Here is a 12,750-nt window from a genome sequence, read left to right as displayed (position 1 = left end):
ACAACTTTGTCTTATGCAGTAAAACAATATACTTTAATGCAAGAATCAAAACACTATCGAAAACAATTACGTTGCTACCAAAAAGCGAAAAAATCTAATGATTCTTGTAACGCTTCTCTTAAGTACATAAGAACCCCACTGCTTTAGCTGTGGGAGTAGTCAGTACTGATTTGTTAGAAAAATTTTTCACAGCTGAAAAAATGTCATCTTGCCAGATTGTATTGAATAAAAGGGGGATAGATACTACGTTCTATAGAGAGTAGACTGAATTAATAAAATTGGCTAAAATGGTAATTAACTGGTTAGTCACTAAAAGTTGTGCCTATTTGTTGATTGGAGTGGAGACCGGGCGACTCCTTGGGGATCAGTAATAGAGGAACGAAGGCTAAAACTATCACATCCTGTGATAACGCCTTCCAACATCGTGCTGCTGCCGCTACGTTAGCACTACGCTTTCGCGCAAAAAACATCTGTTGGCCCGAGACCCTGAAGCGAGCGCATAGGAGAACGAAGGCTAAAAGCATCACGTCCTGTGATAACGCTCCTTCGTGATCAACATCGGAGCCGCTTCGCTTTCGCGCAAAAAACATTTGCCGCTGCCGCTTCGCTTTCGCGCAAAAAACATTTGCCGCTGCCGCTTCGCTTTCGCGCAAAAAACATTTGTTGGCTCAAGTGCTCATCGGGCGCCCCCTAGGAAAGTGCACAGTCGGAACAGAAATCAACCACATGTTATGGTGATGATCCAATCTTATATAATGGAAAATTAAAAAACGAATGAAAGAGGTCAATAGAATGATAATCCAATCTACAAATAATAATTACATAAATACAATTAAAAAAGATGAACTAAATAGACTATCTCCAGATATATTTTTAGATAAAAATAAACAGAGCAAAGCAAAATATGAAATTAAAAAAGAAGATGGTTATATTCGCCATTATGTAACCAAATTGAATGGTGAAAGAGTAATGATAAAAGAAACCAAATTACCAAAGGGACAAGATACAGATCAAAGCACAGGCGAGATACCCGATATTTTAGTAGATAACCTATTAAAACAATATACAAAAACTTTAGATCATCAATTATCGGATGAATTATTAAAAACAGGATTAGCTGGTCAGAAAGCCAAAGAAAAATTAATAATAGCTTATCAAAATTCAATCTAGGAACGTTTGAGAAAAATTGATTTTTAAAGGGGTAATTTAGGTGATCGTTTATGCAGATTAAGAAGCGTTTAGGTTTATGTTTCTCAGCTTTGTTAATCATATTACTTGCTGGAATTGTTGTGAAAAATGTATTGCTAAAAGAAGCAACAGTTAACCCAATAGTAGAAAATGAAGATGGAACAAAACAGCTAGTTTTTGATGCAAAGTTAACACGATTAGACGAATCAACAACAACATTTAAAGAATACAATGGAAAGGTCCTAATCGTTAACTTTTGGGCATCTTGGTGTGGGCCTTGTCAAGAAGAGGCTTCGGAATTAAGGGATTTTTATAATAATAAATCTGAAAATGTTGAGCTGTTAGCGATTAATGCGACTTCTCATGATAGTAGTGAAAATGCTATGGAATTTCAAGATACATACAATTTGAATTTCCCTATATTTCTTGATTTAGATGGTACACTTCAAAAATCATTTGGAATAATGGCTTATCCAACAACTTTTATTTTTGATTCTAAAGGTATATTAAAGTACACGATAAAGGGATCGATTAATCAAAAAGAATTAAATGATTATATTGATAAACTCTACTAATTTGTAAACGCACAGCTCCCTTTCCGATTCCGGAAGCGATTATGCCGAGGCATAATTGATCGGTGGAATTATTAAATATTTATGCAAGAAAAGAGGGATATTATTATGTATCAGACTTTAAATGGTTTTTTTTAAGTCTTGGGGTTCGAAGCCAATTGTACACAGAAGTTATTGAATACTCTAACTGACGAATCACTTAAGCAGGAAATAACGTCTGAAAATTGGACTTTAGGACGTGTTGCTTGGCATACGGTTACTGCAATTCGCATTATTACTACGAATACAAGTTTAACATTTCATGCGCCAACTAAAGATTATCCTGTTCCAACTCGGTTGTATAAAGAAATAAATTACAAAAAAAGGGACATCACCAAACGATTTGGATGACATTTGTTTGTATGCCATATAAATTGATAGGATTGGAGACTGGGAGACCCTGTAACGAAGCGAGGGAAGAGAACGAAGGATAAAAGCAACAACGTCCTCGTGACCAACACCCTGTCTCTGTCTGCTCTGTTAGCACTCCGCTTTCGCACAAACACACCTGTTGCCCCGCTCAACTGAAATCAACCACACGTTATGGTGATGTGGAAAAAAAGAGACTTCCCCTAAACTAGGAGAGTCTCATTCCCATACATTTAATTATAGTTCTTCCTGGAAATAAATCTTATAAAACTTTCGATTTGTAGATTCATCGTAACCTACTTCAATTAGTTCATCTACTTGCTCGATATCCTGTACGTTTACCTGGATCTCAATATTGGAATCGAGTTTGATTTTACGTTTATATTTTTTCTCAGCCTTTTCAAGTGCGCTCTCAGAAATAACGGTTTCATAAGGTTTTACCGAATTGATAATAATATCTTTTTGTGTTGGCTCCGCATTTTCAAATACCGTATCAATATAATCATTTACTTGAAATTCATCTTCATTTCTAAAATAATCAAGCGTTCTATTTAAAAGACCTAGCTTTTCAGTATTTGTATAGCTTTCTTCTTTTAAAATATATTTTTTGCATTCTGTTAACGCTAAATTCGTTTTATAATAATGTTCATCTGCAGCTTTAATCTTTAAAAATCGTTCTTGCCAGTAGATAATATCTTCTTTCCTTTTCGTTTTCATAAAGACAGCAGGTGCCTGTTCCGTTCCCATATCTACGATAATGGCCATGTTATTGACTTTCTTTACATTAATGCCATCGATTCCGTTAATAACCATTTTGTTTTGGTCGTTTTTCACATCTAAAAACATTTCTTTCTCATCAATTTTAACGATGGCGATTATTTTTTTAGCTTCTGTAGATAAAAAACAATTGTCAAATAATCCAATAAACAGTTCGCCACTTTTAATGTTAGGATGTTGAGATACACTATGTAAGTGTTTAGCAATGTTGGTTGATTGTTCAAGGAAACTATTCTCCTGATCAAAAATTGCCCTCACATATGTGTGCACTTCATTTAACCCAATATCTGTTTCATGAAAAAATTCGAATTGCTGCTCCAAATCAATTTTGCTAAACGCTAGCTGTGTAAAAGCTGCCTCTAACATGACCTCTGGCTGTGATAATGATTCCTCACCTAACACGAGTGTATCGTCAATAAAATGTATAACGTATTGCGTTAATTTACTTTCACTTACTTCTAGCATGTTTTCCACCTTCTAAAATAGCATTGTAGATAATATACCATATCATAATCCTCACAACATTTTCATGTTTTTAATTTTTAGGAATTATAAAACAAAAAGGAACAGCGAAAGCATGTGTTTTAATTTTCCATGGCATATTTGCTATATCATCGGCGGTAGCTGAAGTATACTGGAATTAAACGGAAATGTACATAAAGAATTTCACGAGGGGAAGAGGCGTTAATATGATCTATAACATTAAACCAATAGCTGTAGTGAGCAACAGTCGAAAAATGATTGAAGACGACAATTGGGGTGGCGTCATTTCTACTATTGAATTGACAAAAGATATGTATGAATCATCTTTAAAGGGGATTGATGATTTTTCTCATTTAGAAATCATTTTTTATTTTGACAAAGTTGCAGATGAAAAAATCCAATATGAAGCGAGACATCCAAGAAATAATACGGACTATCCGGAAGTCGGTATTTTTGCACAGAGAGGTAAAAATAGGCCTAATAAAATAGGGGTAACTGTTGTAGAATTACTAGAATTAAAGGATAGAACATTAATCGTCAAAGGCTTAGATGCTATTGATGGAACACCAATCATTGATATAAAACCTGTCATGAAAGAGTTTTTACCAAAAGACGAAATAAAACAGCCAATTTGGGCAACTGATTTAATGAAGAATTATTGGGACTAGTCTATGTACACAAAAGAATTTTAATTCACTTGAAGGAGTAATCATTATGTTTTTAAATCTACATATTGAAACCGAGAGACTAGTGATTCGTCCATATGCTTTAACTGATTTGGATGAGTTATATACAGTCGTTTCTGAGCCTAATTTTTATCAATTTATCCCAGAGGATGTGCCTAGCCGTGACGATGTTCAACGAGTAATAGAGTGGTCCATTCAATGTAACCAAAAAAATACGCCTACTAAAATATATAAGCTTAATCTAGCCATTGTAGATAGGGTAAGCCAAAAGTTAATTGGTTATTGTGGCCTCGGTCCAGATGATATAAAAGAAACAGAAGTCGAAATATATTATGGTATTTCAGAAGTTTATAGAGGGCAGGGGATTTCGTATGAAGCTGCACAAGCTTTATTAAGTTATGCGTTTCATAAGATTGGTTTATATAAAGTTATTGCTGTTGTTCATCCTGAAAACGTAGCATCTTTACGAATTGTAGATAAACTGGGAATGAGCTATAAATATACGTATAATCATCTTAAATCGGAATTGAAGGATTTTGAAGGATTACACCATTATGCTATAGAGGCTACAGCATATCAAATGTAAATGCTTCTATGGATCAGTAGAAGTACTTAGATGGAATAGTCAAGGGAATTATTGCGTTTGTTGTTAAGCTTAAATGAGACCGATTTCCGTTAGTGAAGTCATTTCATTAGCGAAGAGACTCGTCCAATATGCTAACTTTGATGTTCTAATTGGAGTGTTACCCAAAGCAAAAGGAATCTGCGTACATTAAAGTATGCAGATTCCTTTTTTATATTGTTTACTGTGGAACAGTTTGTGCGTTATCGATAATTTCTTGTGGGATGTCGATTGTTTTTAGGTTATTGAAATCAGTATATGTTACAACTGTCTTCGTTTTTGACGAAAATTCTTCATCTTCCACTTTTATTTTCAGATCCATATTTACATCTATTTTATTTGTATCAAAAGTTTCTTTATCAATGTATAGTACGTAGTCCATTTTATTAATCGTTAAATTATCAAGAGGATTTTCTTGAAGGTTAAGATCTTTCATCGATTTTTTCATTTCAGAATCGATAAGCTCTTTAAATTTATCGCCTTTTGCGTCTAAAGTTAAGACATATGCATCATCTGTTTGCTCGAATTTAAAATCACCGACAAACTTTTTAAGCTGTTCTAATTGTTCCTTAGCGTTTGCTGCTGATGAAGTCTCCTTTAACATCGAATCGAAATCATCTCCTGGTAACTTTAACCATTTATCGGAAGTTTCGTCTTTTACGAAAATACCTTGATCCTTATTCATGTACATTTCAACTGACGCTTCATTATTTTCATCGCCTTCGTCAAGCATATCTGGCGCTGTCGTTGTCATTGAGAAGTGCATACCCAGTGGATCGCTAACTACATCCACGTCCATTTTTGTATCGCTGGTAAAGGCCTCTGCTTTGTCACCTGAACCCATTTTTGCCTCTTGAGTCACTTCCGCTTTTGCACTGGCACTTTTAATGTCTTCTTGGCGTTTCACTGCTTTGTCATACACTTGCTCTAAAGTGAGGTCACTTGTTTTAGTTGTACCTTTCGTTGGGCTAGCGCTACTGTTACAAGCTGCTAGTGTCAATGCTAGTGCTCCAACACTTAAAACTTTAAAAAACTTGTTCATTCTTTCATCTCCTATTCTTGGTAAAAACAATATCTATTAGTATACATTACTATAAAAGGAAAAGTTTCGTTATTTTTAAAATAATACTAGTTCAATATTAAAATAATAGTAAATGCCCAACCTATGCCTCTGTTTATAAGCCTTCCTACTTATCCTAAGTCGCAAGAAAAGTGGTTCTTGAATAATAATTGAAGGGTAAGCAATTTCATTTTATTCATGATATAAAAAGTTGAATTACGCCCATATATTCCTTTTTTAGTTATTCCGAAATAAAATCGCAATGGTGCTAAAACAATAAGAGATCATTAGTGTATTGAATAGAGGATTCTAATGGTTTTGTGTTGTAGCAAGGGACTATATTAGCTAGTAGTTTGTTATAGGTGAACATGCTGAACCTAAAAAGCCTTTTGTAAATTGGCGGTCTTCAAAAAATGAGATAGCTATCAAACTTTTAACAGTTCAGTGCGTGCTATGTTATGTAAATAAGTACGTGAGGGGGGCAAGACATTAGAAGGGGTGGTATTTTTGGATGTGCTTTTGGCGTTGAAAAAAAGTATGAAAAAAAGAAAGAGCCGAGAAAATGATATCATTTTCTCGGCTCTGTTTATCAATTATAGCCCCAGATCATTGCGAATAATGTACCAATGATTGTGACAACACCTACGAATACTGAATATAAAATCGTTGTATATAACGTTTTCTTGTCTTCAGATTCACCGATGTGCATGAATAATACTAATTGTACAGTTGCTTGCGCAAGAGCAGTTACTAGTAAAACAGCAAATGCCATGTTAAAAGACATATCGAATTTAACAACAGATAAAGCTACAAGTGTTAGTAATAGTGAGAAGCCGAAGCCCATCACATGTTGTTTTGGGAATAATTCCTTCATCAGCTAATCAGTCCTTTCAAGTAGACGAAGCTGAAGATGAAAATCCAAACAACGTCTAGGAAGTGCCAGTACAGTGAGAAGATAAACGCTTTGTTAGCCGTTTGTGGGTTTAAACCACGGCTAGCTACTTGGATTAAAATTGCAACGCCCCAGAAGAAACCGAATGTTACGTGGGCACCGTGCGTACCAAGTAAAGTCATTAATGCCGATAAGAATGCACTTGTTGTAATTGTTGCACCTTCATCAACATATGTGATAAATTCATCAATCTCAATGCCTAAGAAGCCAAGACCTAATAGAAGTGTGATGATGAAAAATGCCATCATCGCTTTTTTATTACCAATACGCATTGCATGAACACCAAGACCAATTGTGAAACTACTTGTTAATAATAAGAATGTTTCCCATAATACTGGTGTTAATTCGAAAATCTCAGCGCCATTTGGGCCACTACCAGTACGTGTTTGAAGTGTGAAATACACTGTAAATAGTGTGGCGAATAATACGATTTCGGCGCCAAGGAAAATCCAGAAACCGAAAATTTTCAGGCGATTTTCTTCTGTACTATATTCTAATGGAAGTGAAGAATCGATTTTCATATTATTTATCACCTCTCAAGCTTTTCTCAGTTGCCATAACTTCTTCAACTGAAATGTATCGACCATGATCTTTTTCAAATGAACGGTGAATCATAAAGCCGAATACACCAATCATACTAATGATGGCTGGAATCCATAGATTAAATACAGCGAAGAATGCTGCAAGGAAGAAGAATCCGCTCATCCAGAATGGTGTGCCAGTGTTGTTAGGCATGTGAATCTTTTCAATTTTACCGGCTGTAATATCGCGACCTTCTTTTTTCGCGAACCAGTATTCATCTAAACGTGTAACAGTTGGAACTACTGCAAAGTTATATTCTGGTACTGGAGAATGAGTAGCCCATTCTAGCGTACGACCATCCCAAACATCTGCTTTTTCATTACGTGGCATATGTTTCCAGCTGTAGTAAATGTTATATACGATTAACGCAAAGCCGACAGCAAGACCAAGACCACCGATGAACGATAGCATGTTCAATGGACCGTAGCCAGTAGACTCAGAGTAAGTGTACATACGACGAGCGTAACCATCTAAACCTAAAATGAATAGAGGGAAGAATGTTACGTTAAAGCAAATTGCGATAAACCAGAAAGCAGTTTTACCTAGTTTTTCATTTAAACGGAAACCGAACATTTTTGGCCACCAGTAGTGGTAACCTGCAAGTACACCAAATACTGTACCTGGAATTAATACATAGTGGAAGTGGGCAACTAAGAACATCGTATTATGATATTGATAGTCAGCACTTGCCATTGCAAGCATTACCCCTGTAACCCCACCAATTGTGAAGATAGGAATAAAGCCAAGAGCATAAAGCATAGGAGTTGTAAATTGAATTTTACCGTGTCTCATTGTGAGCAACCAGTTAAATATTTTAACCCCTGTCGGAACAGCGATTGCCATTGTTGTAATAGAGAATACGCTGTTTACCATTACACCGTGACCCATTGTATAGAAGTGGTGGGCCCATACTAAGAATGATAGTAACGAAATAACGACCATACTCATAACCATTGATTTATAGCCGTATAAGTTTTTACGTGCAAATGTCGCAATGATTTCAGAGAAAATACCGAAAGCAGGTAGGATAACGATATAAACCTCAGGATGTCCCCAAACCCAGAATAGGTTGGCCCAAAGCATATCCATACCGCCATTTTGCATGGCAAAGAATTGTGTACCGAATTGACGGTCTAACATCATTAATGCAAGTGCTACAGTTAAAACTGGGAATGCAAATACGATAATAATGTTTGTAATTAAAATTGACCAAGTGAACATTGGCATTTTCATTAATGTCATACCAGGTGCACGCATTTTAATGATTGTTGCGATGAAGTTAACACCAGTCATTAACGTACCAATCCCTGATAATTGTAAAGCTAAAGAATAGTAGTTGTTCCCAACAGTTGGACTAAATTCTGTCCCAGATAGTGGGAAGTAAGCTGTCCAACCAGCATCAGGTGAACCACCGATGATAAATGATAGGTTTAATAAACCACAACCAGCTGCAAATAACCAGAAGCTGACTGCATTTAGACGTGGGAAGGCAACGTCACGTGCACCAATTTGCAGTGGGATAACGATGTTCATTAAACCAATTACGAATGGCATAGCCATGAATAAAATCATTAATAAACCGTGTGTTGTGAAAATCTCATTATAGTGTTGTGCATCAAGAAGTCCGTTATCAGGAACTGCCGTTTGTGCACGCATTAACAATGCATCGATACCGCCGCGGAATAGCATCAAAAGTGCTGCAGCGATATACATAATACCGATTTTTTTATGGTCAACAGTTGATAGCCAGTTTTTGTAGAAATAGCCCCATTTTTTGAAATACGTAAGGCCAGCTACAATTACCACTGCTCCAACTACGATACTAATAGCTGCCGCTAAAATCATCGGTTCTTGCATAGGATGGAATACTTCTTCCATACTCATTGGATGCGCTCCTTTCGGGTTTGAAAATTAATGTGAATGTGTTGCTTCAGAATTTTCTTGTGAATCAGAATGATCCCCATGGTCCATATCACTATGATCCATGTCTCCCATTTTCATGTGTTCACTGTGTTCCATTGGAGCTGGACTAAATTCTAAGTGTGTAGATGAATAGCTTGAACGACCAACGTGTTCTGCTTTTAATAGTTCATCAAATTTTTCTTCTGTTAATGGTTTTTCTTTTGTTTTTACATCAGTAGCCCATTTGTCGAAGTCTTCTTGTGTCATAGATTGCGCTTCAAATTCCATTTCAGCAAATCCGCGACCGCTAAAGTTAGAGTTACGGCCCATGAATGAACCAACCTCATCTGCGGCAAGGTGAATAGTTGTTAACATGTCACTCATCGCGTATTTTTGACCAGCTAATTGCGGAATCCAGAAACTTGTGATTGGTCCGAAAGAGTAAAGTTTGAACTCGATTGGACGGTCAGTTGGAATATTTACATAGTTTACAGTTTCAATACCTTGCTCTGGATAGCTAAAATGCCATTTCCAGTTAGAAGATGATGCGTAAATAACAAGTGGCTCTTTATTGTCATAACCTTCTGGTGTTGCCTCTACTGTACTTGTTGTTCTTACAGTAACAATTGCTAAGAATGCCACTATGATAATAGGGATAACTGTCCACGTAATTTCAAGTAGATGACTACCCTCTTCGTGAGGAGGCTCATAATCGGCAGGTGTTTTTGAAGCACGGTATTTTGTTAACATAAATGCTAAAAGCACGTACACGACTAGTAATATAAAGGCCATTGTAATAATGGATAAAATAATTGTGTCTGATAATGTTTTGGCATTCGGCCCTTTTGGATCAAAGATTGTTAGGGGTTCACAGCCAGAAAGAACTGCAAGCGCACCAAATGCAATAAACATTAAACTTAACTTTTTCTTCATGTTTGACTCCTTTCTATAAAACGGCTATTCATAAATTTCATTTGTTTTATATAGATTCGAAATTATAAATAGTGGGTAATACGGTCACCTCTTTTAATTGTTGTACCAATCAAATGATCAGAAATACTTACAATGACATGGTTCATTATGAAACATTGAATCTAGTATTTGACTGGTCTAGTGCAAGCGTTCGCAAAATTATTAATCTGTGTAATCGATTTTTAAACAATGTGTCATAATCGATCGACACAAATGTCATTGTTTGCATATAGGATTATACGCCCTGTTTTAAAGAAAAAAATTATTTTTTTATATTTTTAATAGTAAACTGGGGGAGAATATGAACATTTTTTGAACAAAAATCGTTATTTCAATATTAGTATTTTTGTGTTTAATAAAATAAACACTGTTAGAACGTTGAAAACACTGAGTTTCTCATCTTTAACTATGTAAACTGTTTTTTGTGTGAAAATGTCATTTCACATTTTAGACGTCATTTTGTAATAAAATCGCCGTTGTGTTAAGGTGTTGAATGCTTTTTTGTTGCGTTTTAAAAAAAGATGACTACACGAAAAGTAGAATTGTGGATATATCAGGATAAACTCTCAATGTCAGGGATGATTGGAAAGAAGTATTTCGGAAACGAATATAAATTATGTTAATATAATTATTAACTTCCATTTATTTCATTCTCGATGTTTTACCAGGAAAGTAAAAAATGCAAACTAAGGGAATCCTTAGTTTGCTAAATTTGGTATGTGGACGAAAATAAATGTTCGAAGCAGAGAGAAAGTGGAATTTATCTTTATTCGGCGGATTACGCCAGACATTTTATGCGCCTAGTTTTAGCCATTTTGCGACTTGTCCGTAGATAGTATTTTGAAGTTTTGGGGCTAGGTTATGCATCTTTAAGGCAAAATACAATGTTTTCATTAAATTTAATGTACATGTACGTCCGCTAAAAAAGGCTTCGTTATAGCCTTGTGTCACTAAATGCATTTCAAATTTATCAAATACCTGTTCGACAAATTCTATTAATGCTTCCTCGGAGTAGTCACGAGCTAGTAACGCTTCAATTATGTTAACTAAGCGTTCCTCCTCATCGTTGACAAAGACAATATCTTTCCAAGTAACAAGTTTCAATGCGTGCAAGATTAAAGGCGCATGCTGTAAATCAAATTTAGGATGTTTAATCGTCATTGCTGCTAGATCTGCACCATGTGCAATGCTATGCGCCCAACCTTTATCTTGAACATAACCTCTTGTATCTTTTTCCAATAATAAAAAGCGACCGATTTTTTGAAAGAAAATTTGTAGATGATCTTCATTTAAAATCAGTTGTTCAGCATCTTTTGCAAGAATACTTGCTACAAGTAAAGCAGAAAACGAACGTGTGAAGACACTATCTGTCATTTCTTCACCTATGTTTAAATATAAAAAATCGTCACTAATTGCAGTATCAAATAAATATTGTAGCTGTTCAGTGCTCAATAAATTGTCGCTAAGTATATCAATAAAAGTTCGATAAACTAATTTATCTCGTAATTCGGCATCTGGTGAACCAATGTGCGTTAACATTTCTTGTAACAACCAATCACCCTTTTGTAACATAAAATCTTGTCGTGCTGAAGGTGTCATGGTTGAAAATGATTGTAATGTATTTTTGATATTCATATATAATTCCCCCGATGTTAAGTTAATTCTCTATAAGAGCATTCTTTTTAAAGTGTTCCTTGAGGATCACTAGCTTTGATATTACTTTAATTACAATGCAGAGACATAGTAAAGATGCTTATAGGAACTAGGTCTTTTTATTATAATGCTTCAACGGTAAATTTGTTGATTAGTGAAGTTTTCTAGTGATATAGAAGTATATTCGCAATGGGAATTCCAGAATCAAGAGAAAGTTGATATGATAGACAAGCAACAAAAATGGGAAAGACTTAAAAGGAGCACACAATAAAAGACATACCTATTTAAGTATGTCTCGTCTTAGTTATGATATTAGAGCTGATTTTATACCGAGCGGCCATTCAGTAAAGGTATTTTGATTGGTTTTTAATTCTACAAGAATATTTGCATTTTTAATGGCGTCGATTAGCCATTCACTATAATGAAGATTCGGTTGAGAGTGCTGTAAGATTCGTTGCATATCTTTTTTGTCGATACTTAGAAGTTTATAGTTGCATTCAATGTGTACACTTTGGGGAATAATAAAAAGTGACTCATGTTGGTGTCCAATTGAAATGGAGCCAGGAATGTAACCTTGGATACTTATAATATGTGTAATTGCTTCTTGCGTGTATAAATCAATCTTTGTCCGTGTGAGTATTTCAAATTCAATCGGGTAATCCTTGTGATGGGGATTGTCCGCTGTAGAAAACGAAACAACTTTAATTGATAGTGCCTCAAACATAGGAGAGATGCTACTACCAAATTCACTAACTGTATTTATTAATTGCATGTATTCCACTCCTTGTGAAGAACTTTTTCCATCAATTATGCCACGGCATAATTGCGTCCGGAATCAGCTTTGTGCTTAGGCTTGAATGTCGGTCATTTCGGTAATGCCACATGACGTGGGG

General features: G+C 35.4%; 12 protein-coding genes and 1 pseudogene. 5 read left to right on the top strand and 8 right to left on the bottom strand.

Annotated features, from left to right (window positions below):
• Window positions 1–792 precede the first annotated feature (792 nt).
• From ACFXN8_RS18615 to ACFXN8_RS18605, 3 genes and pseudogenes are all read left to right on the top strand, one after another.
• On the top strand, window positions 793–1,170 hold the full coding sequence (locus ACFXN8_RS18615) for a hypothetical protein (protein ID WP_386847168.1): 378 nt from the start codon (window positions 793–795) through the stop codon (window positions 1,168–1,170).
• A gap of 50 nt (window positions 1,171–1,220) precedes the next feature.
• Window positions 1,221–1,763 carry a TlpA family protein disulfide reductase gene (locus tag ACFXN8_RS18610; RefSeq protein WP_386847166.1) on the top strand — a complete coding sequence of 181 codons (543 nt, stop codon included), beginning with the start codon at window positions 1,221–1,223 and terminating at the stop codon, window positions 1,761–1,763.
• Window positions 1,764–1,868: 105 nt separating this feature from the next.
• A pseudogene (locus ACFXN8_RS18605) lies at window positions 1,869–2,150 on the top strand (DinB family protein).
• Between the two features lie 255 nt (window positions 2,151–2,405).
• On the opposite strand, the gene ACFXN8_RS18600 reads toward ACFXN8_RS18605, so the two are convergent.
• On the bottom strand, window positions 2,406–3,410 hold the full coding sequence (locus ACFXN8_RS18600; RefSeq protein WP_376074692.1) for a nucleoid-associated protein: 1,005 nt from the start codon (window positions 3,408–3,410) through the stop codon (window positions 2,406–2,408).
• 224 nt (window positions 3,411–3,634) lie between these two features.
• Here ACFXN8_RS18600 and tsaA point away from each other — a divergent pair, with 224 nt between their 5' ends.
• Entirely contained in the window at window positions 3,635–4,096 is a 462-nt protein-coding gene (gene tsaA / locus ACFXN8_RS18595) for a tRNA (N6-threonylcarbamoyladenosine(37)-N6)-methyltransferase TrmO (protein ID WP_386847163.1), read from the top strand.
• A 46-nt stretch (window positions 4,097–4,142) separates the two neighbouring features.
• Window positions 4,143–4,700, top strand: coding sequence for a GNAT family N-acetyltransferase (locus ACFXN8_RS18590; protein WP_386847161.1), 558 nt, complete (start codon window positions 4,143–4,145; stop codon window positions 4,698–4,700).
• A 217-nt stretch (window positions 4,701–4,917) separates the two neighbouring features.
• Here the strand turns inward: ACFXN8_RS18590 and ACFXN8_RS18585 are convergent, their stop codons facing one another.
• The 7 genes from ACFXN8_RS18585 to ACFXN8_RS18555 all read right to left on the bottom strand — a co-directional run bounded on the left by ACFXN8_RS18585 (window position 4,918) and on the right by ACFXN8_RS18555 (window position 12,629).
• On the bottom strand, window positions 4,918–5,778 hold the full coding sequence (locus ACFXN8_RS18585) for a DUF6612 family protein (protein WP_386847159.1): 861 nt from the start codon (window positions 5,776–5,778) through the stop codon (window positions 4,918–4,920).
• Window positions 5,779–6,385: 607 nt separating this feature from the next.
• Window positions 6,386–6,670: a cytochrome aa3 quinol oxidase subunit IV gene (qoxD, locus tag ACFXN8_RS18580; protein WP_386847157.1), complete on the bottom strand. Its 285-nt coding sequence runs from the start codon at window positions 6,668–6,670 to the stop codon at window positions 6,386–6,388.
• Window positions 6,670–7,269 (bottom strand): cytochrome aa3 quinol oxidase subunit III, encoded by a 600-nt coding sequence (gene qoxC / locus ACFXN8_RS18575; protein ID WP_370075462.1) that lies wholly within the window; start codon window positions 7,267–7,269, stop codon window positions 6,670–6,672. The genes qoxD and qoxC overlap by 1 nt, the downstream gene beginning before the upstream one ends.
• Before the next feature lies 1 nt (window position 7,270).
• On the bottom strand, window positions 7,271–9,214 hold the full coding sequence (gene qoxB / locus ACFXN8_RS18570) for a cytochrome aa3 quinol oxidase subunit I (RefSeq protein WP_386847154.1): 1,944 nt from the start codon (window positions 9,212–9,214) through the stop codon (window positions 7,271–7,273).
• Window positions 9,215–9,241: 27 nt separating this feature from the next.
• Window positions 9,242–10,165 (bottom strand): cytochrome aa3 quinol oxidase subunit II, encoded by a 924-nt coding sequence (gene qoxA, locus ACFXN8_RS18565; protein ID WP_376074696.1) that lies wholly within the window; start codon window positions 10,163–10,165, stop codon window positions 9,242–9,244.
• Window positions 10,166–10,996: 831 nt separating this feature from the next.
• Window positions 10,997–11,839, bottom strand: a complete 843-nt coding sequence (locus ACFXN8_RS18560; protein WP_376074697.1) for a DUF2785 domain-containing protein — start codon at window positions 11,837–11,839, stop codon at window positions 10,997–10,999.
• 322 nt (window positions 11,840–12,161) lie between these two features.
• Entirely contained in the window at window positions 12,162–12,629 is a 468-nt protein-coding gene (locus ACFXN8_RS18555) for a hypothetical protein (protein WP_376074698.1), read from the bottom strand.
• Window positions 12,630–12,750: the final 121 nt, after the last annotated feature.

The organism is Lysinibacillus sp. NPDC059133, from assembly GCF_042755925.1.
In the GTDB taxonomy this organism is placed as follows: domain Bacteria; phylum Bacillota; class Bacilli; order Bacillales_A; family Planococcaceae; genus Lysinibacillus.
Note: the sequence above shows the minus strand (reverse complement) of the source record. Positions and strands in the feature narration are given on the sequence as shown.